General features: G+C 63.4%; 18 protein-coding genes. 6 read left to right on the forward strand and 12 right to left on the reverse strand.

Annotation, left to right across the window (positions count from 1 at the left end; all coding sequences use genetic code 11):
* Nucleotides 1-205: 205 nt before the first annotated feature.
* From dapB to grpE, 4 genes are all read right to left on the reverse strand, one after another.
* Nucleotides 206-1,009 (reverse strand): 4-hydroxy-tetrahydrodipicolinate reductase, encoded by an 804-nt coding sequence (dapB, locus tag IAE36_RS01220; RefSeq protein ID WP_028632634.1) that lies wholly within the window; start codon nucleotides 1,007-1,009, stop codon nucleotides 206-208.
* Between the two features lie 13 nt (nucleotides 1,010-1,022).
* Nucleotides 1,023-2,147: a molecular chaperone DnaJ gene (dnaJ, locus tag IAE36_RS01225; RefSeq protein WP_028632635.1), complete on the reverse strand. Its 1,125-nt coding sequence runs from the start codon at nucleotides 2,145-2,147 to the stop codon at nucleotides 1,023-1,025.
* Between the two features lie 191 nt (nucleotides 2,148-2,338).
* Nucleotides 2,339-4,264, reverse strand: coding sequence for a molecular chaperone DnaK (gene dnaK, locus IAE36_RS01230; RefSeq protein WP_028632636.1), 1,926 nt, complete (start codon nucleotides 4,262-4,264; stop codon nucleotides 2,339-2,341).
* Nucleotides 4,265-4,365: 101 nt separating this feature from the next.
* A complete protein-coding gene (gene grpE, locus IAE36_RS01235; protein WP_028632637.1) occupies nucleotides 4,366-4,923 on the reverse strand; it encodes a nucleotide exchange factor GrpE in 558 nt (185 codons plus the stop codon).
* Nucleotides 4,924-5,116: 193 nt separating this feature from the next.
* Here grpE and recN point away from each other — a divergent pair, with 193 nt between their 5' ends.
* Nucleotides 5,117-6,790, forward strand: a complete 1,674-nt coding sequence (gene recN, locus IAE36_RS01240) for a DNA repair protein RecN (RefSeq protein WP_201209782.1) — start codon at nucleotides 5,117-5,119, stop codon at nucleotides 6,788-6,790.
* Between the two features lie 83 nt (nucleotides 6,791-6,873).
* Here the strand turns inward: recN and fur are convergent, their stop codons facing one another.
* A complete protein-coding gene (gene fur, locus IAE36_RS01245; RefSeq protein ID WP_028632639.1) occupies nucleotides 6,874-7,278 on the reverse strand; it encodes a ferric iron uptake transcriptional regulator in 405 nt (134 codons plus the stop codon).
* A 97-nt stretch (nucleotides 7,279-7,375) separates the two neighbouring features.
* Between fur and IAE36_RS01250 the strand changes: the two genes are divergently transcribed.
* Entirely contained in the window at nucleotides 7,376-7,903 is a 528-nt protein-coding gene (locus IAE36_RS01250; RefSeq protein ID WP_028632640.1) for an outer membrane protein assembly factor BamE, read from the forward strand.
* A gap of 60 nt (nucleotides 7,904-7,963) precedes the next feature.
* Here IAE36_RS01250 and IAE36_RS01255 read toward each other — a convergent pair whose 3' ends face one another.
* On the reverse strand, nucleotides 7,964-8,398 hold the full coding sequence (locus tag IAE36_RS01255) for a type II toxin-antitoxin system RatA family toxin (RefSeq protein WP_028632641.1): 435 nt from the start codon (nucleotides 8,396-8,398) through the stop codon (nucleotides 7,964-7,966).
* Nucleotides 8,399-8,562: 164 nt separating this feature from the next.
* Here IAE36_RS01255 and smpB point away from each other — a divergent pair, with 164 nt between their 5' ends.
* On the forward strand, nucleotides 8,563-9,045 hold the full coding sequence (gene smpB / locus IAE36_RS01260) for an SsrA-binding protein SmpB (protein WP_028632642.1): 483 nt from the start codon (nucleotides 8,563-8,565) through the stop codon (nucleotides 9,043-9,045).
* A gap of 51 nt (nucleotides 9,046-9,096) precedes the next feature.
* On the opposite strand, the gene IAE36_RS01265 is transcribed toward smpB, so the two are convergent.
* Nucleotides 9,097-9,864 (reverse strand): FCD domain-containing protein, encoded by a 768-nt coding sequence (locus IAE36_RS01265; RefSeq protein ID WP_201209784.1) that lies wholly within the window; start codon nucleotides 9,862-9,864, stop codon nucleotides 9,097-9,099.
* Nucleotides 9,865-10,118: 254 nt separating this feature from the next.
* On the opposite strand from IAE36_RS01265, the gene IAE36_RS01270 reads away from it, so the two are divergent.
* From IAE36_RS01270 to IAE36_RS01280, 3 genes are all read left to right on the forward strand, one after another.
* Complete coding sequence (locus IAE36_RS01270) at nucleotides 10,119-11,789, forward strand: lactate permease LctP family transporter (protein WP_201209786.1); 1,671 nt, start codon at nucleotides 10,119-10,121, stop codon at nucleotides 11,787-11,789.
* 62 nt (nucleotides 11,790-11,851) lie between these two features.
* Nucleotides 11,852-12,997 (forward strand): FMN-dependent L-lactate dehydrogenase LldD, encoded by a 1,146-nt coding sequence (gene lldD / locus IAE36_RS01275; RefSeq protein WP_028632645.1) that lies wholly within the window; start codon nucleotides 11,852-11,854, stop codon nucleotides 12,995-12,997.
* Between the two features lie 73 nt (nucleotides 12,998-13,070).
* On the forward strand, nucleotides 13,071-15,875 hold the full coding sequence (locus tag IAE36_RS01280; RefSeq protein ID WP_201209788.1) for an FAD-binding and (Fe-S)-binding domain-containing protein: 2,805 nt from the start codon (nucleotides 13,071-13,073) through the stop codon (nucleotides 15,873-15,875).
* A gap of 57 nt (nucleotides 15,876-15,932) precedes the next feature.
* Here the strand turns inward: IAE36_RS01280 and glyA are convergent, their stop codons facing one another.
* The 5 genes from glyA to serC form a co-directional block, all read right to left on the reverse strand.
* Nucleotides 15,933-17,198, reverse strand: coding sequence for a serine hydroxymethyltransferase (glyA, locus tag IAE36_RS01285; RefSeq protein ID WP_060481632.1), 1,266 nt, complete (start codon nucleotides 17,196-17,198; stop codon nucleotides 15,933-15,935).
* 23 nt (nucleotides 17,199-17,221) lie between these two features.
* Complete coding sequence (locus tag IAE36_RS01290) at nucleotides 17,222-18,403, reverse strand: aspartate aminotransferase family protein (protein WP_028632648.1); 1,182 nt, start codon at nucleotides 18,401-18,403, stop codon at nucleotides 17,222-17,224.
* 24 nt (nucleotides 18,404-18,427) lie between these two features.
* Complete coding sequence (locus IAE36_RS01295; RefSeq protein ID WP_201209789.1) at nucleotides 18,428-19,270, reverse strand: YggS family pyridoxal phosphate-dependent enzyme; 843 nt, start codon at nucleotides 19,268-19,270, stop codon at nucleotides 18,428-18,430.
* Nucleotides 19,270-20,523 carry a benzoate/H(+) symporter BenE family transporter gene (locus IAE36_RS01300; RefSeq protein WP_201209791.1) on the reverse strand — a complete coding sequence of 418 codons (1,254 nt, stop codon included), beginning with the start codon at nucleotides 20,521-20,523 and terminating at the stop codon, nucleotides 19,270-19,272. Before IAE36_RS01300 ends, IAE36_RS01295 begins: the two co-directional genes overlap by 1 nt.
* 120 nt (nucleotides 20,524-20,643) lie before the next feature.
* Nucleotides 20,644-21,726 (reverse strand): 3-phosphoserine/phosphohydroxythreonine transaminase, encoded by a 1,083-nt coding sequence (gene serC / locus IAE36_RS01305; protein ID WP_201209793.1) that lies wholly within the window; start codon nucleotides 21,724-21,726, stop codon nucleotides 20,644-20,646.
* Nucleotides 21,727-21,824 lie beyond the last annotated feature (98 nt).

A 21,824-nucleotide genomic window follows, 5' to 3' on the forward strand; every position in this document is an offset into this window, starting at 1 on the left:
GTGACGTATGGACACGTCACCCCGCTTTCATGTGCTGAATTCAATTCGCTGCGCGCTTTTAGTGGACACACTAAAGCTGTAGCTTACAGAAAAGTGCGTTTTCGGTCTACCGCAGATGTGCCTCTAAAACACAAGAATGCGACAGGCCAGTAGCCGCAATGTGGGAGCGGGCTCACCACAAGGTGAACCCGACACCGCCTGCAACTCAATGCAGCTCAAGCACATCCTGCATGTCATACAGCCCGGCTTCACGCCCATCGAGCCACAGGGCCGCACGCACAGCTCCCTTGGCAAAGGTCATGCGGCTTGAAGCCTTGTGGGTGATTTCAAGGCGCTCACCCTCGGCAGCGAACAGCACGGTGTGGTCACCCACCACATCACCGGCACGCACGGTGGCAAAACCGATGGTCTTGCGGTCGCGGGCGCCCGTCTGGCCCTCACGGCCGTACACCGCCACTTCCTGCAGATCACGGCCCAGCGCACTGGCAACCACTTCACCCATGCGCAGCGCAGTGCCCGACGGCGCATCCACCTTGTGCCGGTGGTGCGCCTCGATGATCTCGATGTCCACGTCATCACCCAGCACGCGCGCGGCGATGTCCAACAGCTTGAGGCTGAGGTTTACGCCGACGCTGAAGTTGGCCGCGAAGACGATAGGGATGTCCTTGCCCGCCTCGGCCAGCAGGTGTTTTTCTTCCACGGTGAAGCCGGTGGTGCCAATCACCATCGCCTTGCCGTGCTTGCGGCAGAACGCGAGGTTTTTCAGGGTCACCGAAGGGTGAGTGAAGTCGATCAGCACATCGAAGTCATCGGCAACCTTGGCCAGGTCGTCAGACAGCAGCACGCCAATGCGGCCCAGGGCCGCCAGCTCGCCTGCATCGGCCCCGACCAGGGAGCTGTCAGGGCGGTCGATGGCTGCCGTCAGCCCGGCACCCGCGGTTTGCTGCACCGCTTCGACCAGGGTCTTGCCCATACGCCCTGCCGCGCCCATCACTGCAATACGTCGCATAGCCTTTTCCTTGTCAGAGATCGCCGAAGAAGCGCTTCACGCCATCGAACCAACCGCTGGCCTTGGGCGAATGGGAGCTGTCACCTTCCAGCGAGTCACGCAATTCTTCGAGCAGTTCGCGCTGACGGCGGCTGAGGTTGACCGGCGTTTCCACCGCCACACGGCACAGCAGGTCACCAGCACCACCCCCGCGCACGGGCGCCACGCCCTTGCCGCGCAGGCGGAACTGCTTGCCGGTCTGGGTGCCCTCGGGAATGCGCAATTTGACCCTGCCATCGAGCGTTGGCACTTCCAGCTCACCACCCAGGGAGGCGTCGGTGAAGCTGATAGGCACTTCGCAGTACAGGTGCTTGCCATCGCGCTGGAAGATTTCGTGCTCGCGCACGTTGATGACCACGTACAGGTCACCGGTTGGCCCGCCGTGGCTACCGGCCTCGCCTTCACCCGACAGGCGAATGCGGTCACCGGTATCGACACCCGCCGGCACCTTGACCGACAGCGTCTTGTATTCTTCAACCCGGCCTTCGCCATGGCAGGCGTTGCACGGGTCGGTGATGATCTTGCCCTGGCCATGGCAGCGCGGGCACGTCTGCTGCACCGAGAAGAAGCCCTGCTGCATGCGCACCTGGCCAATACCGCCACAGGTCGGGCAGGTGGACGGCGTAGAGCCCTTCTTGGCACCCGTGCCATCGCACGGCTGGCAGTTGACCAGGGTGGGTACGCGGATGCTCACCGTGGTGCCACGCACGGCTTCTTCCAGGTTCAGCTCGAGGGTATAGCGCAGGTCGCTGCCGCGCTGGGCACCACCGCGGCCGCCACCACGGCCTCCGCCGAAGAAGTCGCTGAATACGTCACCGAAGATATCGGAGAAGTTGGCGCCGCCGAACCCTGCACCGCCGCCACCCATGCTTGGGTCAACACCGGCGTGGCCATACTGGTCGAACGCCGCACGTTTGCTGGCATCGGACAGTACTTCGTAGGCCTCGTTGGCTTCCTTGAATTTGTCTTCCGATTCCTTGTCACCGGGGTTGCGGTCCGGGTGGTACTTCATCGCCAGACGGCGGTAAGCCTTCTTGAGGTCGCCATCGGTGGCGCCGCGCTCGACACCCAGCACCTCATAATAATCACGCTTGGACATAGGTCATTTGCACCTTGTTGGGCGGTCGGCATCTGCGCCGCGCCGTCAGCACCTGCACGGCCCCAAGGGCTGACAGATGCTGTAAAAATTCTCGAATTCCAGATACGCCAACGCGGGAGCAAGCCCCCGCGCGGCGACATCCTACCAGCTCACCACCAAGCGGCGGTGGGCTGGCCGACAACATGCAGGGTTTACTGCTTGTTGTTGTCTTTCACTTCTTCGAACTCGGCATCCACCACGTCATCGTGCTTGGCTTCCGGCTCGGCCTGCTGCGCGCCACCCTGAGGCTGTTCAGCCGACTGCTCGGCGTACATCTTCTGGGCAACCGGGGCAGAGACCTTGGACAGCTCTTCGACCTTGGCGTCGATCGCGGCCTTGTCGTCGCCTTTGACGGCGGCTTCCAGGGCAACGACAGCCGCTTCGATGGCCGTTTTCTCGTCGGCGGTAACCTTGTCACCGGCATCGGCGACCATCTTGCGGGTCGAGTGCACCAGCGCGTCACCCTGGTTACGGGCAGCGGCCAGCTCTTCGAACTTGCGGTCTTCCTCGGCGTTGGCCTCGGCGTCACGCACCATGCGCTCGATTTCTTCGTCCGACAGGCCCGAGTTGGCCTTGATGACGATGGACTGCGACTTGCCGGTAGCCTTGTCCTTCGCGCTGACGTGCAGGATGCCGTTGGCGTCGATGTCGAAGGTCACTTCGATTTGCGGCACACCACGTGGCGCTGGCGGAATGTCAGCCAAGTCGAACTTGCCCAGCGACTTGTTCTGCGTGGCTTGCTTGCGCTCACCCTGAAGCACGTGAATGGTCACAGCGCCCTGGTTGTCGTCGGCAGTGGAGAACACCTGCGACTTCTTGGTCGGGATGGTGGTGTTCTTCTCGATCAGCGAGGTCATCACGCCGCCCATGGTTTCGATACCCAGGGTCAGCGGGCTGACGTCCAGCAGCAGCACGTCCTTCACGTCACCGGCCAGTACGGCACCCTGGATGGCAGCACCCATGGCCACGGCTTCGTCCGGGTTGACGTCCTTGCGCGCTTCCTTGCCGAAGAAGTCGGCAACGGCTTTTTGCACCATCGGCATACGGGTCTGACCACCAACCAGGATCACGTCGTCGATCTTGCTGGCGTCGATGCCGGCGTCTTTCAGGGCGATGCGGCACGGTTCGATGGTACGGTTGACCAGGTCTTCTACCAGCGACTCCAGCTTGGCACGGGAGATCTTCACGTTCAGGTGCTTGGGACCGGTGGCATCTGCAGTGATGTACGGCAGGTTGACGTCGGTCGACTGGGCGGAAGACAGCTCGATCTTGGCTTTTTCAGCCGCCTCTTTCAGGCGCTGCAGGGCCAGCGGATCGTTCTTCAGGTCCATGCCGGACTCTTTCTTGAACTCGTCGACGAGGTAGTCGATCAGGCGCATGTCGAAGTCTTCGCCACCCAGGAAGGTGTCACCGTTGGTGGCCAGCACTTCGAACTGGTGCTCGCCGTCGACTTCGGCAATTTCGATGACCGATACGTCGAAGGTACCACCACCCAGGTCGTAGACGATTACGGTGTGGTCGCCCTTGGCCTTGTCCATGCCGTAGGCCAGTGCAGCGGCAGTCGGTTCGTTGATGATGCGCTTAACATCCAGACCGGCGATGCGGCCGGCGTCTTTGGTGGCCTGACGCTGGCTGTCGTTGAAGTAGGCCGGCACGGTGATGACCGCTTCGGTAACGGTCTCGCCGAGGTAGTCTTCGGCGGTCTTCTTCATTTTTTTCAGCACTTCGGCGCTGATCTGCGGCGGCGCCATGTCCTTGCCGCTGGCCTGCACCCAGGCGTCACCGTTGCCGGCCTTGACGATCTTGTAAGGCACCAGCTTGATGTCTTTCTGCACGACGTCTTCTTCGAAGCGACGGCCGATCAGGCGCTTCACTGCGAACAGGGTGTTGTGCGGGTTGGTCACAGCCTGGCGCTTGGCCGACTGACCGACCAGGATTTCGCCGTCGTTGGCGTAGGCAACGATCGATGGGGTGGTACGTGCACCCTCGGCGTTCTCGATGACCTTGACGTTACCGTTTTCCAGTACGGAGACGCACGAGTTGGTGGTCCCCAGGTCGATACCGATGATTTTACCCATGTTGATTCTCCCGAAACTTGAATTTGGTAGCAGCGACTACTTTGGCCAACTGCGGTAATACTTGAAGGCTTGACACCTAGATGGGGATGCCCGGACGGATTTCAAGCCTTTTCGTCGATAGACGGTTGCGCCGCGCTCGGCGCCTTGCTGACCACCACCATGGCAGGGCGCAGCAGGCGGCCGTTCAGCAGGTAACCTTTCTGGAACACGTTCAGCACACTGTTGGGCTCGACATCGCCGCTTTCCTGCATGGCCATTGCCTGATGATGCTCAGGGTTGAATGGCTGGCCATGCGGGTCGACCGCCTCGAGGTTGTAGCGCTTGAGGGTGTCCTGGAACATTTTCAGCGTCAGCTCGACGCCCTCGCGGATCTGCTTGACGTGCTCGTCTTCGGCGCTGGAGTGAGCCAGGGCCAGCTCCAGGCTGTCGATGACCGGCAACAGGTCGCTGGAGAACTTTTCCAACGCGAACTTGTGGGCTTTTTCCACGTCCTGCTCGGCGCGCCGGCGGATATTCTGCAGTTCGGCAACCGAGCGCAGCGATTGGTCCTTGGCTGCAGCCAGCTGCTCCTCGAGCTCCAGAACACGGGCGTCGGCAGCGTTGCCTGCACCGGTTTCCTCGACGTTAAGGTCTTTCTCGTTCAGCTGCTCATCAGCCATGGGGTCTCTCCTGCGCAATTTTGGGGACTGCGAGCCAGGCTCGCCGGTGATGTCGCCTATATGGGGCCGGAAAAAACAGCTTCAAGGGCCAGGCGGCGTTTTTGCCTAACAGGCAAAATCTGCCGAAGGGCATTGGCAGACCCAAAAAAACTACTGTATAAATAACCAGACATGACTTTCGGGAGCTGCCCTCATGCTGGTGCACCTGTCCATTCACAACTACGCCATCGTCGAACACCTTGACCTGGAAATCGCCCGCGGCATGTCCGTGATCACGGGTGAAACCGGTGCGGGCAAGTCGATCATGCTCGATGCCCTGGGCCTGGCCCTGGGCGACCGCGCCGACAGTGGCGTGGTGCGCCCCGGCACCGACAAGGCAGACATCCTCGCCACCTTCGACTTGGTGGACATCCCCGAGGCCCACACCTGGCTGGCCGACCGCGACCTGGCCACCGACGGCCCCTGCATCCTGCGCCGGGTCATCACCGCCGAAGGCCGCAGCCGTGGCTACATCAACGGCACGCCCTGCCCGCTCGGCGACCTCAAGGCGCTGGGCGAGTTGCTCATCGACATCCACAGCCAGCACGAGCACCAGTCGCTTTTGAAGGCCGACACCCATCGCCGGCTGCTGGACGAGTATGCCGGCGCCGTCGACCTGGCCCGGCAGGTTCAACTGGCCGCCAAACGCTGGAACCAGACGCGCCTAGAGCTGGAGCGGCTGTCCAACTCCGGCGACGAGCAGCGTGCCCGCCACCAGTTGCTCAGTTACCAGCTCGAAGAGCTGGACAACCTGGGCCTGGGCGAAAACGAGCTGGAGCACCTGGAGCAGGAGCACAAGAACCTGACCAGCGCCGAAGCGCTGTTCGGCATTTGCCGCCAGGTCATCGAGCAGTGCAGCGAGAGCGACTCGGGCAACGTACTCGGCGTCCTCACCTCCAGCCTCAACCGGCTGGGTGCTGCCAGCAATGCCCCCAAGGCGCTGACAGAGGCTGCCAACCTGATCGCCAGCGCGCAGATACAGGTAGAAGAAGCCGTGGGCGAGCTCAACCGTTTCCTCGACAACTTCGACGCCGACCCCATGCGCCTGCAGGCGCTGGAAGAGCGCCTGGACACCATCTACACCCTCGCGCGCAAGCACCGGGTTCACCCCACCGAACTGCCACACCTGCAACAGCAGTTAATGGAAGAGCTCGAGGGCCTGAATGCCAGCGATGAGTCGGTGGAGCGCCTGGGTGATGAGCTCGCCGCATTTGCCCAGCACTATAAAGAGAAGGCGCGTGAGCTGAGCGGGCTACGGCAGCATGCCGCCAAGCAGTTGGCGGTGGCGGTCGAGCAGGAAATTCAGCGCCTGGGCATGCCGGGTGGGCGTTTCTGCATCCAGCTCACGCCCAATGAGGGCAGCGAGCTGTCGCCACACGGGCTGGAGCAGATTGAACTGCTGGTCAGCGCCAACCCCGGGCAACCGCTCAAGGGCTTGGCCAAGGTTGCCTCTGGCGGTGAACTGTCCCGAATCAGCCTGGCGATACAGGTGATCACCGCCCAGACCTCGCGTATCCCCACGCTGGTGTTCGACGAAGTTGACGTCGGCATCGGCGGGCCTACCGCAGAAATCGTCGGCCAGTTGCTGCGTCGGCTGGGCGAACGCGGCCAGGTCCTCACCGTCACGCACCTGCCCCAGGTTGCGGCGCAAGGCCATCATCACCTGTTCGTGCACAAGGTGCGCCACAGCGACACCACCCATACCGCCGTGGCCAGCCTCGGCAAGCGCGAACGGGTCGAGGAAGTGGCGCGCATGCTGGGCGGCATCGACCTGACCAAAGAGTCCCTGGCCCATGCGCGCAAGATGGTGGTGAGCGGTAAGGTCTGAGCCGCCGCACCTCATCATAAGCGCAGCCATAAAGCACAAAGGCGACCCTAAGGTCGCCTTTGTCGTCTGCACGCTAAGAATCGTTACTTTTTCTTACGCACATACAGGACCAGATTGTGGTCCACCAGCTCGTAACCATGCTCGGCCACGATTTCACGCTGGCGCTTCTCGATTTCGGCATCCATGAACTCGATGACCTCGCTGGTCTCCACGTTGACCATATGGTCGTGGTGACCGCCATCTGCCAGTTCAAACACCGCATGACCGCCGTCGAAGTTGTGGCGAACCACCAGACCTGCTGCTTCGAACTGGGTCAGAACACGGTAGACAGTGGCAAGGCCCACGTCTTCGCCCGCTTCCATCAGGGCCTTGTATACGTCCTCGGCACTCATGTGGCGCTGCTCGGCAGAGTCGAGCATCTGGAGGATCTTGACTCGAGGCAGGGTCACCTTGAGACCGGCTTTGCGCAATTCGCTATTTTCAACCATGGTCAGCTTTCTCGCCGATGCTGCTTCGCAGCTTCTCTTAATACGGGTATGATCGGGGTTTACGTTGTCCAGCCAAGATAGTGGAAGTCGCCCACCGATGCAAAACACCAAGCTCTTGCTAACCAGCCTCACCTTCGTGGGACTGCTCGCACTCGCCGGTTGCTCGTTTCCCGGGGTTTACAAAATCGACATCCAGCAGGGCAATGTCGTCACGCAGGACATGATAGACCAATTGCGTCCGGGAATGACCCGACGGCAAGTGCGGTTTATCATGGGCAACCCCCTGATCCAGGATACCTTCCACACCAACCGGTGGGATTACCTCTACAGCCTTCAGCCCGGTGGCGGTCAACGCCAGCAGGAACGCATGAGCGTGTTCTTCAACGAGAACGACCAATTGGTCAACCTGTCCGGCGACTTCATGCCAGGTGTCAGCCGCGACCAGGAAATTCTCGGGGGCAGCAGCAACACCACTGTCAGCCCTGGCGAACAAGGTCAGCAGCCGGCCACCCAGCCTGCAGAAACCCCGGCCAAGCCAGGCTCGGTCGAAGAGTCCATCCAGCGCGAAATCGATACCATCGAAACCACGCCAGTGCCGACCCCGGCCCCGCTCGAAACCCGCTAAGGGCTCGCAGCCACAAAAAAGCCCGGACACTGTCCGGGCTTTTTAATGCCTGACGAACCGTCAGCCGTACAACTGCTTGGCCCGCTGGCAAAACGCGTCCACCAAGGTGTTGGCGGCCTGATTGAACAACGGGCCCAACGTGGCGCGCACGATCGGCCCTGCGTAGTCGAACGACAGGTCCAGGCTGATCTTGCAGGCTTTTTCGCCCAAGGCCTTGAACACCCACACACCATGCAACTGGGTGAACGGCCCCTCCTCCAGGTTCATCTCGATGGACTGCCCAGGCACCAGCACATTGCGCGTGACAAAGTGCTGGCTGATACCACCCTTGGCCACTTCGAGCTTGGCACGCATGTGGGTTTCGCTGGCTTCGAGCACCGTCGAATCGGAACACCAAGGCAGGAATTCCGGGTAGCTGGCCACATCGTTTACCAGGTCGTACAGCGCCTGGGCGGGGTATGGCAGCAGGGCGGAGCGTTGAATATGGGTAGTCATCCAGGCGTCACTTCCAAGGCTGGGTGGCGGTGCTTGAGCAGCATGCCGAAAACAGGTTCTGTAGCTATGACAGTGTTTGCATTGTCCGGTATTCATTCCAGTGGCTCAAGCACACTGAAATCCCATGGCGGATCACCCACGGACTTGCCTATAATGCGGCCCCTATGGCTAAGCAAAAAAAACATCCGACCGGGACCATCGCGCAAAACAAGAAAGCGCGACACGATTACTTCATCGAACACAAGTTCGAGGCCGGGCTGGTCCTGTCCGGCTGGGAAGTAAAAAGCCTGCGGGCCGGCAAGGCACACCTGACCGACAGCTACGTGCTGCTCAAGGACGGTGAAGCCTGGCTGTTCGGCAGCCACATCACCCCGCTGACCACCGCCAGCACCCACGTCATTGCCGACCCTATTCGCTCGCGCAAGCTGCTGCTCAACAAGCGTGAACTCGAGCGCGTCGAAGCCGCCGTGGCGCAAAAGGGTTACACCTGCGTGGCGCTGGCGCTGTACTGGAGCAAGCACCTGATCAAGTGCGAAATCGCACTGGGCAAGGGCAAGAAGGAATACGACAAGCGCGATACGGTGCGCGAACGTGATTCCAACCGCGAGCTGCAGCGCGCCGTGCGGAACAAGGGCAAGGAAGACTAGCCCTACCCGCCCATTCGCGGGTAACGGCGAATGCCCGAGCCGCAGCGTGGCCTAGCGCCCGCTGCGCCGCTCGGCCCTGGCCACCCGCTGGGCTTCCTGATGCGCCTCTTCCAGCACTTCCTGCACATACAGAATGTGCCGGCTGGATACGTCCCGGGCATCGTCCGCCCTGCCTTCGACAATCGCCCGGTACAACTCGCGGTGCTGACTGATCAGCATGTCGCGGGTTTCGCTGCGCTGCTGGTACATGCCGCCGATATTGGTAACCACATTGCGCTTGAGCAAATCGAATAGGCCACGGATGGTGTGCAGCAGCACCGCGTTATGGCTGGCCTCGGCAATGGCCAGGTGAAAGCGCGCATCGGCTGCGCCCTCCTCGGCGCGGGTAACTTCACCCACCCGCGTGTAGCAATCCTGCAGCACATCGAACGCCGCCTTCAGCCGCTCACGGTCAGGCTCGGTGGCGCGCTGGGCCGCATAGTAGGCGCATGACGCTTCCAGTGTATGCCGGAACTCCAGCAGGTCGCGCTGGGCTTCAGGGCTGTGTTCAAGCAACTGCAGCAGCGGGTCGCTGAAAGTGGACCCCAAGGTTTCCGCCACGTAGTTACCACCGCCCTGCCGGCTGATCAGCAGCCCTTTGGCCACCAGCTTCTGGATCGCTTCACGCAGTGACGGGCGCGATACACCGAACTGCTCGGCCAGGGCGCGCTCGGCTGGCAACCGCTGCCCCGAGGTCAGCGTACCTTCCAGAATCATCCCTTCCAACCGATCGACGATGTCGTCGGACAGGCGCCGCTGGCGGACCTGATCAAAAACCATCACATGCTCTCCACAAACCCCGGCAGAAATCCGGGGCCCCTATTCTCGCCGATCCACACCGGGCAAACACCCACCAACAGCGGTTTTCTGCGCCGGATCAACAGCCCGCTCATCGGCACTCGACCAAAGTTTTGCATCGGACAAATTGACACACCCCTGAGCACGCTTTTAACCTAGCGACCAGCCGTTGTAAATTGGTATTACCAATTAACCAAGGCCAGTGCGAAACCAACAACAATTAGGGGCCACCCCATATGCAAACCTGGCAACAAATCTACAGCCCGCTGGGCAGTCTTGGCTTGTCCGCACTGGCGGCGGTCATCCCGATCGTATTCTTCTTCCTTGCCCTGGCCGTGTTCCGCCTCAAAGGCCACGTGGCCGGCAGCATCACGCTCGCACTGTCGATTCTGGTGGCGATCTTCGCCTTCCACATGCCCGTCGACATGGCCCTGGCTGCTGCGGGGTATGGCTTCCTCTACGGCCTCTGGCCGATTGCCTGGATCATCGTTGCCGCGGTGTTCCTGTACAAACTCACGGTCAAGAGCGGCCAGTTCGAAGTGATCCGCAGCTCGGTGCTGTCGATCACCGACGACCAGCGCCTGCAGGTGCTGCTGATCGGCTTTTGCTTCGGGGCCTTTCTCGAGGGCGCGGCGGGCTTCGGCGCACCGGTGGCCATCACGGCCGCCCTGCTGGTGGGCCTGGGTTTCAACCCGCTGTACGCCGCCGGCCTGTGCCTGATCGCCAACACCGCACCCGTAGCGTTCGGCGCCCTGGGTATCCCGATTATCGTGGCCGGGCAGGTCACCGGCATCGACGCCTTCCATATCGGCGCCATGACCGGCCGCCAACTGCCACTGCTGTCGCTGTTCGTACCGTTCTGGCTGGTGTTCATGATGGATGGCCTGCGCGGCGTCAAGGAAACCTGGCCTGCCGCCCTGGTGGCCGGCCTGAGCTTCGCCGTTACCCAGTACTTCACCTCCAACTTCATTGGCCCCGAACTGCCGGACATCACCTCGGCCCTGGCCAGCCTGATCGCCCTGACCCTGTTCCTGAAGGTATGGCAACCCAAACGCGCAATGGTCCAGGCAGATGGCAGCGTTGGCGCTGCCGTGGTGCAGTCCACCGGCAGCCAGCCAAGCCCTTACAGCCTGGGCGAAATCTTCAAGGCCTGGTCGCCGTTCCTGATCCTTACCGTGCTGGTCACGATCTGGACCCTGAAGCCGTTCAAGGCGGCATTCGCACCGGGCGGCGCGATGTACAACTTCGTATTCAACTTCGCCATCCCGCACCTTGACCAGCTGGTGATCAAGACCGCGCCCATCGTCGCAGCCGCCACGCCCATGCCGGCGGTGTTCAAGCTCGACCCGATTTCGGCCACCGGCACGGCGATCTTCCTGTCAGCGCTGATCTCCATGGCGGTGCTGAAGATCAGCCCGAAAACTGGTCTTACCACTTTCAAGGAAACCTTGTGGGAGCTGCGCTGGCCGATCCTGTCCATCGGCATGGTGCTGGCCTTCGCCTTCGTCACCAACTATTCGGGCATGTCGTCGACCATGGCCCTGGTACTGGCCGGCACTGGCGCAGCGTTCCCGTTCTTCTCGCCGTTCCTGGGCTGGCTGGGCGTATTCCTGACCGGCTCGGACACCTCGTCCAATGCCCTGTTCAGCTCGCTGCAGGCCACCACCGCGCACCAGATCGGGGTCAACGACACCCTGCTGGTGGCCGCCAACACCAGCGGCGGCGTGACCGGCAAGATGATCTCGCCACAGTCCATCGCCGTGGCCTGCGCCGCCACCGGCCTGGTAGGCAAGGAGTCCGACCTGTTCCGCTTCACCGTCAAGCACAGCCTGTTCTTCGCCACTATCGTCGGCCTGATCACCCTGGTGCAGGCCTACTGGCTGACCGGCATGCTGGTTCATCACTAAAGTGAAAGGGGCCGGGCGCCTGGTGCGCCCGGCAAACCTCACAAGCCACGCTGCGAGAGCCCATGATCATTTCTGCCTCTACCGACTACCGCGCCGCCGCGCAACGCAAGCTGCCGCCGTTTCTGTTCCACTATGCCGACGGCGGCGCCTACGCCGAGCACACCCTGCGCCACAACGTTTCGGACCTGGCCAGCATTGCTTTGCGTCAACGCGTGCTGAAGAACATGTCCGAACTCAGCCTGCAAACCGAGCTGTTCGGTGAAACCCTGAGCATGCCCGTGGCCTTGGCCCCGGTCGGGCTCACCGGCATGTACGCTCGCCGTGGCGAGGTGCAAGCTGCCCGCGCCGCAGCGGCCCACGGCATTCCGTTCACGATGTCCACGGTGTCTGTGTGCCCGATCGAAGAAGTGGCCCCGGCCATCGACCGGCCCATGTGGTTCCAGCTGTATGTACTCAAGGACCGTGGCTTCATGCGCAACGCCCTGGAGCGTGCCAAGGCCGCTGGCGTGCGCACCTTGGTGTTCACCGTCGACATGCCCACCCCCGGCGCCCGCTACCGCGATGCCCACTCGGGCATGAGCGGCAGAAACGGCCCGCTGCGCCGCGTGCTGCAAGCCATGACCCACCCCGAGTGGGCATGGGACGTCGGCGTGATGGGCCGCCCGCACGACCTGGGCAACATCTCTGCCTACCGTGGCAACCCAACAGGTCTGGCCGACTACATCGGCTGGCTGGCCAACAACTTCGACCCGTCCATATCCTGGCGTGACCTGGAATGGATCCGCGAATTCTGGGACGGCCCGATGATCATCAAGGGCATCCTGGACGCCGACGATGCGCGCGACGCAGTCAAGTTCGGTGCCGATGGCATCGTGGTCTCCAACCACGGCGGCCGCCAGCTTGATGGCGTGCTGTCCAGCGCCCGTGCGCTGCCGGCCATCGCCGACGCCGTGAAAGGTGACCTGAAGATCCTGGCCGATTCGGGCATCCGCAGTGGCCTGGACGTGGTGCGCATGATCGCCCTGGGCGCCGACACCGTGCTGATCGGCCGCGCCTTCCTGTATGCACTGGCCGTGCACGGCCAGGCCGGGGTGAAGAACCTGCTGGAGCTGTTCGAGAAGGAAATGCGCGTCGCCATGGTGCTGACCGGTACCAAGTCCATCAGCGAGATCACCCGCGACTCGCTGGTGCGCGAACTGGGCGCCTGAGCGCCTGCCGACACACCGCCTGAATAACGGGGCACGCGGCGCACCCGATGCCGCGGCCCCGCGAGGAGACTGCATGAGCCTGCCCGCTGCGTTTCTGCGAGATGCCGAGCGCCTGATACCGGCCGAGCGCCGTTTCGACGACCCCACCGCCACCCTGGCCTTCGGCACCGATGCCAGCTTCTACCGCCTGATCCCCAAACTGGTGGTACGGGTGGAGTCCGAGGATGAAGTGGTGGGCCTTATGCGGTTGGCCCAGCGCGACCGCGTGCCGGTCACCTTCCGTGCCGCCGGCACCAGCCTGTCGGGCCAGGCCATCAGCGACTCGGTGCTGATCGTGCTGGGCGACAACTGGAATGGCCGCGAAATCCGTGGCCACGGCGAGCAGATCCGCCTGCAGCCGGGTGTAATCGGTGCCCAGGCCAATGCCTGGCTGGCGCCGTTCGGCCGCAAGATCGGCCCCGACCCGGCGTCGATCAATGCCTGCAAAATCGGCGGCATCGTCGCCAACAACGCCAGTGGCATGTGCTGCGGCACGGCTCAGAACACCTACCACACCCTGGCCGGCCTGCGCCTGGTGCTGGCCGACGGCACGCGCCTGGACAGCGAAGACCCCACCAGCATCGCCGCCTTCGAGCAAAGCCACGCACCGCTGCTGGAGGCACTCGCCCGCCTGGGCCGGGAAACCCGCGCCAACACAGCGCTGGCCGAGCGCATCCGCCACAAATACCGGCTGAAGAACACCACCGGTCTGTCACTCAATGCGCTGGTGGATTACGACCAGCCGCTGGACATCCTGCAGCACCTGCTGGTGGGGTCTGAAGGCACCTTGGGCTTCATCAGTGCGGTCACCTACAACACCGTGCCCGACCACCCGCACAAAGCCAGCGCCCTGCTGGTGTTCCCCAGTGTCGAGAGCTGCTGCCACGCTGTGCCTATTCTCAAGCGCCAGCCAGTATCGGCCGTGGAGTTGCTCGACCGCCGCAGCCTGCGCTCGGTGCAGGGCATGCCAGGCATGCCGCTGTGGGTAAAGGGCCTGTCAGCCAACGCCTGCGCCCTGCTGATCGAGTCCCGTGCCGCCAGCCAGAGCCTGCTGCATGAACAACTGCAGCAGGTGATGGCTTCGATCGCCGAGTTCCCCCTGGAGCAGCAGGTGAACTTCAGTGAAGACCCGGCGGTGTACAACCAGCTGTGGAAAATCCGCAAGGACACCTTCCCCGCCGTCGGCGCCGTGCGCCAGACCGGCACCACCGTGATCATCGAAGACGTGACGTTCCCCGTCGAGCAGCTCGCAGAAGGCGTTAACCGGCTGATCCAGCTGTTCGACAAGCACTGTTACGACGAAGCGATCATTTTTGGCCATGCCCTGGAAGGCAACCTGCACTTCGTCTTCACCCAGGGCTTCAACAGTTCCGAAGAAGTGGCCCGCTACCAGGCGTTCATGGACGACGTGGCGCAACTGGTGGCGGTGGAGTTTGGCGGCTCGCTCAAGGCCGAGCACGGCACTGGCCGCAACATGGCGCCCTTCGTCGAGCTGGAATGGGGCCAGGACGCCTACCAGCTGATGTGGCAGCTCAAGCGCCTGCTGGACCCAAACGGCATCCTCAACCCCGACGTGGTGCTGAGTGAAGACCCAAGCATCCACCTGAAAAACCTCAAGCCGCTACCTGCCGCCGACGCGATCGTCGACAAGTGCATCGAGTGTGGTTTCTGCGAGCCGGTGTGCCCCTCCAAAGGCCTGACCCTCAGCCCGCGCCAGCGCATCGTGATGTGGCGGGACATCCAGGCCAGGCAACGCGCAGGGCTGGATACCCGCCAGTTGCGCGAAACCTTCCAGTACCAGGGCATCGACACCTGCGCCGCCACCGGCCTGTGCGCCCAGCGCTGCCCGGTGGGTATCAACACCGGTGAGCTGGTGAAGAAACTGCGCAGCCAGGCCGCAGACCACCGCAAGGCCGCCGACTGGCTGGCCGAGCATTTTCACACCGCCCTGAGCGGCGCCCGCCTCACCCTGCTTGCCGCCAACACTGCGCGCAAGCTGCTGGGCGCCCCCCGGCTGCGCCGCCTGAGCGCCTCGCTGAGCAAAGCCAGCCAGGGCCGTTTGCCGCAATGGACCCCGGCCATGCCGCAGCCCTTGCGCGCGTTCAGCCTGGGCCCGGCCAGCAACGACGCCCGCCCGCGGGTGGTGTACCTGGCCGCGTGTGTTTCACGGGTGATGGGCCCGGCCTTCGCCGACCAGGAGCAAACCCCGCTGCTGGACAAGACCCGCGCCCTGCTGGAAAAGGCCGGCTACCAAGTGGTGTTCCCCGACAATGCCGACAGCCTGTGCTGCGGCCAGCCGTTCGCGTCCAAAGGCTACCCGGAACAGGCCGAACACAAGCGCCAGGAATTGATCAACGCCCTGCTGCACGCCAGCCGTGGCGGCCTGGACCCGATCTACTGCGACACCAGCCCCTGCACCTTGCGCCTGGTGCAGGACCTGGGGGAATCGCGCCTGGACCTGTACGACCCGGTACGCTTCATCCGCACGCACCTGGTAGACCGCCTGGCGTTCACCCCCCAGGACGCCCCCGTCGCCGTGCATGTCACCTGCAGTACCCAGCACCTGGGCGAGAGCCAGGCACTGATCGACCTGGCCCGGCTTTGCAGCAAACAGGTGGTGATACCAGAAGGCATTCATTGCTGTGGTTTTGCCGGCGACAAGGGCTTCACCACACCTGAACTCAATGCCCACTCCCTGCGCAGCCTCAAGGACGCCGTGCAGTATTGTGGTGAAGGCATTTCCACCAGCCGCACCTGCGAGATCGGGCTATCGACCCACAGCGGCATCGATTACCACAGCCTGGTTTATCTGGTGGACCGGGTGACTCAGGCGCGGTAGGGCCTGTGCAGAGCAGGGATTGTGGGGCCGCCTGGCGGCCCCTCGCCGGCAGCCGGTTCAGCCATACACCGGGTGACGACGGCACAAGGCAACCACCTGTTCACGCACATGGTGGCCCACCTCTTCACTGCGACCGCTTTCCAGGGCATCCAGCACATCGCACAACCAGCCAGCCACCTGCTCGCAAGCCTCGACGTCGAAACCACGGGTAGTCACCGCCGGGGTGCCGATACGCAAACCGGAGGTCACGAACGGCGAGCGCGGGTCGTTGGGTACCGAGTTCTTGTTGGCAGTGATATAGGCACTGCTCAGGGCCGCATCGGCTTCCTTGCCGGTGTAGGGCTTGGCAGACAGGTCGATCAGCATCATGTGGTTGTCGGTGCCGCCCGACACAATCTTGTACCCCCGCGCCTGCAGCACCTTGGCCATGGCCCGCGCATTGGTCACCACCTTGGCCTGGTAAGTGCTGAACTCAGGCGACAGTGCCTCTTTGAATGCCACCGCCTTGGCGGCGATCTGGTGCATCAGGGGGCCGCCCTGGACGCCCGGGAACACCGCAGAGTCGAGCTTTTTGTAGAAGGCTTCATCCTGGCCTTTGGACAGGATCAAGCCACCCCGTGGCCCGCGCAGGGTCTTGTGGGTGGTGCTGGTGACCACGTGGGCATGGGGCAGCGGGTCCGGGTATTCACCGGCAGCCACCAGGCCGGCAACGTGGGCCATGTCCACCCAGAAAATCGCCCCGACCTTGTCAGCGATGGTGCGCATGCGCGCCCAGTCCTTGTAACGCGAATAGGCCGAGAAACCGCCGATCAGCATCTTGGGGCGGGTGCGCAGTGCGATGCGCTCCATCTCGTCGTAGTCCAGCAGCCCGGTTTCAGGGTCCAGGCCGTAGGGCACGATGTTGTAGTGGCGGCCGGAAAAGTTGGCCGGGTTACCGTGGGTAAGGTGGCCGCCCTGGGCCAGGTTCATGCCCATCACCGTGTCACCCGGGCTGATCAACGCCAGGAACACCGCCGCATTGGCCTGGGCGCCAGCGTGGGGTTGCACGTTGGCGTAGTCACACTTGAACAGGGCCTTGACCCGGTCGATGGCCAGTTGCTCGGCCACATCGACGTATTCGCAACCGCTGTAGTAGCGCTTGCCCGGGTAGCCTTCGGCGTACTTGTTGGTCAGCACCGTGCTCTGGATCTGCATCACCAGGGGGCTGGCGTAGTTTTCCGAGGCGATCAGCTCGATATGGTCTTCCTGGCGATGCACTTCATTGTGAATGGCTTTGTTCAGTTCGGGATCGAAAGCGTTGAGGGTAAGCGAGGCGTCGTACATGTGCGTAGGTCCTTTACGGGTATTCAGGCTTGAGGGGACAACAAGCGCGCCATGCGCGCGGCGATATCGTCGATCTGTGCGTCGTCGCAGATCAGGGGCGGCAACAGGCGCACGGTGTTGCCCCGGGTCACGGTGATCAGCATGCGTTGCTCGTCACGGGCTTTGTTGACCAGGTCGGCACAGGGGTGGTCGAGTTCGATCCCGACCATCAGGCCCAACCCACGGATGGACACCACCTGCGGGTGGCTGCCCAGCGCCAGCTTCAACGCGGCCAACAGGCGGCGGCCCGAAGCGGCGGCACGTTGCGGCAGGTGGTCGCGCTGCATGATGTCGAGCACCGTGCAACCCACCCGGCATGCCAGCGGGTTGCCCCCGAAGGTGGAGGCGTGGTGGCCCGGCGAGAACAACTCGGCCGCCTTGCCACGTGCCAGGCAGGCACCAATGGGGAAGCCGTTGCCCAAGGCCTTGGCCAGGGTGATCACGTCCGGTTCGATACCCGCGTGCTGGAAGCCGAACCAGGTGCCAGTGCGGCCCAGGCCGGTCTGCACTTCATCGATCATCATCAGCCAGTCGTGCTCGTCACACACCTGGCGCAGGGCCTGCAGGTAGCCCAAGGAGGCCGCGTGCACGCCCCCTTCACCCTGCACCGGCTCGACCAGTACCGCCACCACATTGGGCGATTGCGCCGCTACCTGGCGCACGGCGTCGATGTCGTCGTAAGGCACACGGATGAAGCCCGGCATCAAGGGCTCGAAGCCACGCTGCACAGCCGGGTTACCGGTGGCGGCCAGCGTGGCCAGGGTACGCCCGTGAAAACTGTTTTCCATCACCAGCACCTGGGGTTGCGCCACCTGGCGGGCGTTGCCGTGCAGGCGCGCCAGCTTCAGCGCCGCTTCGTTGGCTTCCGCGCCAGAGTTGCAGAAGAAGGCCCGCTGCATGCCCGAGAGCCGGCATAACCGCTCGCCCAGCTGTTCCTGCCACGGAATGCGGAACATGTTGGTGGTGTGCAGCAGCACGCCGGCCTGCTCGGCGATGGCCGCCGCGATTTCCGGGTTGGCATGCCCCAGGCTGGTCACCGCCACACCGGCGATGGCATCCAGGTACTCCACGCCCTCCGAGTCCCACAACAAGGCGCCCTGGCCACGGCTGAAGGCAACCGGCTGCCGGGCAGAGGTATTCATGAGGTAAGCAAGTGCAGCGGACATTGCGGGTTTTCCTTAACAGGGGGATCAATGGCTGGCGGTGGCCGCTACCGTGTCATCTACAAGCGGGCGTGCATCGGCGGTCGGCCAGTAATACGCATCGGGCATGGCGCGCGCGCCGAAGATCGCCTGGCCAACCCTAACCACCGTCGCGCCCTCCTCGATGGCGACTTCGAAGTCCCCTGACATGCCCATCGACAGCTCCTGCAGCGACACACCTGCCGGGGCGCTTGGCAGCAGCCGGTCGCGCAACTCCCGCAGGCGCACGAAGCAGGGCCGCACGCGGGTAACGTCGGCAGAAAACAGCGCCAGGGTCATCAGCCCGCGCACCCGTAAGGTAGGGAAGGCGGGCAGCGCCTGTAAAAACGCTGCCACGTCATCCGGCACCAGGCCGTACTTGCTGGCCTCACCCGAGGTGTTCACCTGCACGAACACGTCCATTTCCCGGCCTTCGATACGCAGGCGACGGTCCAGCGCCTCGGCCACGCGCAGGCTGTCCAGAGCCTGGAACTCGCTGGCAAAACGCGCCACCTGCTTGGCCTTGTTGGTCTGCAGATGGCCAATCACCGACCATTGCAGGTCTTGCAGGTCGGCCATGGCTTCCCACTTGCGCTGCGCCTCCTGCACCTTGTTTTCGCCCAGCAGCCGGCAGCCAGCGGCATATGCCAGGCGCAGGTGGGCTTCATCGAAGGTCTTGCTGACCGGCAATAGGCGTACGCTGGCCGGGTCGCGGCCAACCCGCTGGCACGCGTGGGCAATGCGTTGCTGCACCGCTGCCAGGTTGCGGCGGAAGTCTTCCACGCTGTTGGCCTGTGGGTAACGGCCGTGGCGCTCATGCAAGGTCGTGAGGTCTTCGGCGTGCGGGGTCATCAATGGGTTGCTCCTTTGCTGGGGACTGCAACGTGCTCTGGCTGGGCGATAGGGGTTTTGCCCCGCCGTGGCAGCTTGCCGTTGAGCACGGCGTAGGCCACCAGGCCGATCACCAGGCCCCAGAAGGCACCGCCAATCCCGAGCAGGGTAATGTTGGCCGCGCAGGCCAGAAAGGTGATCAGGGACGCTTCGCGGGCTTTCACATCGGCCATGGCATTGGCCAGGCTCCCGCCAATGGTGCCCAGCAGTGCCAGCCCCGCCAGGGTGGTGATGAAGGTGGCCGGGAACGCCATGAACACCGCTGCCAGCGTGACACCGAAAACACCCACCAGAATGTAGAAGATGCCGGCGGCTACCCCTGCGATCCAACGCTTGGACGGGTCTTCGGAGGCTTCCTTGCCCGTGCAGATGGCCGCCGTGATGGCTGCGATATTGAACGCGTGCGAGCCGAACGGCGCCATCAGCAGCGAGCCCAGCCCCGTCACGCCAAGGATCGGGTTGGCACTGGTGTTGAACCCATCATTGCGCAACACCAGCATGCCCGGCATGTACTGCCCGGTGAGGGTGATCAGGAACAACGGCAACGCCACGCTCAACAGCGCATTGAGCGAAAACTCGGGCCGGGTGAACACCGGCGTCGCAAACTCCAGTGCCAGGCCAGAAAAATCCACCCGCGCCTGCATCACCAGGAACACAAGCCCCAACACCAGGATGCCGACCACCGCATAGCGCGCACTGAAGCGTTTGAACACGATGTAGGCGCCGATCAGCACACCGACCAGTACCGGGTCGACGCTCATGCTGGCAAACGCACCGATACCGAACTGCAGCAGGATGCCACCCAGCAAGCCAGCCGCTACCCCCGGGGGGATCAACCGCACGGCCTTTTCGAAGTAACCCGATACGCCCAGCACCACGAACGCGGCTGCCGAAATCATGTACGCCCCCACCGCCTGCGCATAAGGCGTGGTCGCCAGGGCAACGATCAGAAAGGCTGCTGCGGGGGTCGACCAGGCGGTGATGATCGGCTCACGGCTCACCCAGCTGAGGAACAGGCCGGTCACCCCCACCCCGATCGACACCGACCACACCCACGATGCCGTCAGCTCGGGGCTTAGCCCGGCCACCTTGGCGGCCTGGAAGACCAGGATGAAGGTGCCCCCATAATTGACGATCACCGAGATGAGCCCGGCGACGACCGGGTGCAGCAGGTCCCGCAGGCGCAGGGACGAGAGAGGTTGAGTAGATGACATAGGTCTTGGCTCCTTGCTAGACGATGTATCCGGCCACGCTGGGCGGTTATTTATAGCCATTGATTGGCAGGCTTTACCCCTACACTTCAAAGCGGCAGACCAGACCACTTTTCAGGTGCATCAACCCTGACGGCGCGCAAACGCCTGCATGAACGCGCACAAGGCAGCCACCGCGTCCACCGACACGGCGTTGTACAGGCTGGCGCGCAGGCCGCCCACGCTGGCGTGGCCTTTGAGGCCGTGCAGGCCGGCCTCCTCGGCCTGGCGCAGAAAGGCCGCTTCCAGCACCGGGTCGGCCAGGCGGAACGGCACGTTGTTGATGGAGCGATACGGCGCCTGCACCGGGTTGCGGTAAAACCCTTCACTGGCATCGATCACGCTGTACAGCAGGCTCGCCTTGGTCTGGTTGCGCTGATGCAAGGCGTGCAAGCCGCCGCTGCGCTTGATCCACTTGAGCGTCAGGCCGGTGAGGTACCACGGGTAGGTGGCCGGGGTATTGAGCATCGAGCGCGCATCGCTGATACGCGCATAGTTGAGAATGTCCGGGGTAAACGCATGGGCACGCTGCAGCAGCGCCGGGTCAACGATCACCACTGTCAGCCCAGCCACCCCCATGTTCTTCTGGGCTGCGGCGTACACCAGTCCGTGCCTGGCGATGTCGATCGGCTTGGACAGCAGGCTGGAACAGGCATCGCACACCAGCGGCGCGGCGCTCGCCGGCGGGTCGCTGAACTGCACGCCATGCACGGTCTCGTTTTCGGTGTAGTGCAGGTAGGCGGCGTTGGCATTGAGCTGCCAGTGTGCAGGCTGGGGAATGTGGTCGAAGCCGCTGGCCTTGGCACTGGCAACCACGCGTACGTCGCAGTAGCGCCGCGCCGCCTCGATGGCCTTGCCCGACCACAGGCCGGTGTGCACGTAGTCTGCCGTGCCCCTTTCACCTGCCAGGTTCATCGGCACCTGCGCAAATTGCAGCGAGGCGCCGCCCTGCAGGAACAGCACGCGGTAGGCGGCAGGCACCTCGAGCAGTTCGCGCAGGTCCTGCTCTGCCTCTTCTGCCACGGCAGTGAACAGCGGCGAGCGGTGGCTGATTTCCATCACCGACATGCCGGTGCCGGCAAAGTCGAAAAACTCGTCGTGCGCCTGGGTGAGCACTTCCAGCGGCACGGCGGTGGGCCCTGCACTGAAGTTGTGTGATCGTGCCATGTCGAAGGGGCTCCTGTGCAAGCGGTGACCAGGCCGGGCCTGGAGTGGCGAGGGCCAGAGTCTAAGGGTAGACTGGCCTGCTACTACCGGCCAGTTCA

Origin of the sequence: Pseudomonas sp. S36, assembly GCF_016647875.1 — a bacterium.
Lineage (GTDB): Bacteria > Pseudomonadota > Gammaproteobacteria > Pseudomonadales > Pseudomonadaceae > Aquipseudomonas > Aquipseudomonas parafulva.

Coding starts and splice junctions, on each gene's coding strand:
- dapB (WP_028632634.1), bottom strand. CDS start 1,009: ATGCGACGTATTGCAGTGATGGGCGCGGCAGGGCGTATGGGCAAGACC.
- dnaJ (WP_028632635.1), bottom strand. CDS start 2,147: ATGTCCAAGCGTGATTATTATGAGGTGCTGGGTGTCGAGCGCGGCGCC.
- dnaK (WP_028632636.1), bottom strand. CDS start 4,264: ATGGGTAAAATCATCGGTATCGACCTGGGGACCACCAACTCGTGCGTC.
- grpE (WP_028632637.1), bottom strand. CDS start 4,923: ATGGCTGATGAGCAGCTGAACGAGAAAGACCTTAACGTCGAGGAAACC.
- recN (WP_201209782.1), top strand. CDS start 5,117: ATGCTGGTGCACCTGTCCATTCACAACTACGCCATCGTCGAACACCTT.
- fur (WP_028632639.1), bottom strand. CDS start 7,278: ATGGTTGAAAATAGCGAATTGCGCAAAGCCGGTCTCAAGGTGACCCTG.
- IAE36_RS01250 (WP_028632640.1), top strand. CDS start 7,376: ATGCAAAACACCAAGCTCTTGCTAACCAGCCTCACCTTCGTGGGACTG.
- IAE36_RS01255 (WP_028632641.1), bottom strand. CDS start 8,398: ATGACTACCCATATTCAACGCTCCGCCCTGCTGCCATACCCCGCCCAG.
- smpB (WP_028632642.1), top strand. CDS start 8,563: ATGGCTAAGCAAAAAAAACATCCGACCGGGACCATCGCGCAAAACAAG.
- IAE36_RS01265 (WP_201209784.1), bottom strand. CDS start 9,864: ATGGTTTTTGATCAGGTCCGCCAGCGGCGCCTGTCCGACGACATCGTC.
- IAE36_RS01270 (WP_201209786.1), top strand. CDS start 10,119: ATGCAAACCTGGCAACAAATCTACAGCCCGCTGGGCAGTCTTGGCTTG.
- lldD (WP_028632645.1), top strand. CDS start 11,852: ATGATCATTTCTGCCTCTACCGACTACCGCGCCGCCGCGCAACGCAAG.
- IAE36_RS01280 (WP_201209788.1), top strand. CDS start 13,071: ATGAGCCTGCCCGCTGCGTTTCTGCGAGATGCCGAGCGCCTGATACCG.
- glyA (WP_060481632.1), bottom strand. CDS start 17,198: ATGTACGACGCCTCGCTTACCCTCAACGCTTTCGATCCCGAACTGAAC.
- IAE36_RS01290 (WP_028632648.1), bottom strand. CDS start 18,403: ATGTCCGCTGCACTTGCTTACCTCATGAATACCTCTGCCCGGCAGCCG.
- IAE36_RS01295 (WP_201209789.1), bottom strand. CDS start 19,270: ATGACCCCGCACGCCGAAGACCTCACGACCTTGCATGAGCGCCACGGC.
- IAE36_RS01300 (WP_201209791.1), bottom strand. CDS start 20,523: ATGTCATCTACTCAACCTCTCTCGTCCCTGCGCCTGCGGGACCTGCTG.
- serC (WP_201209793.1), bottom strand. CDS start 21,726: ATGGCACGATCACACAACTTCAGTGCAGGGCCCACCGCCGTGCCGCTG.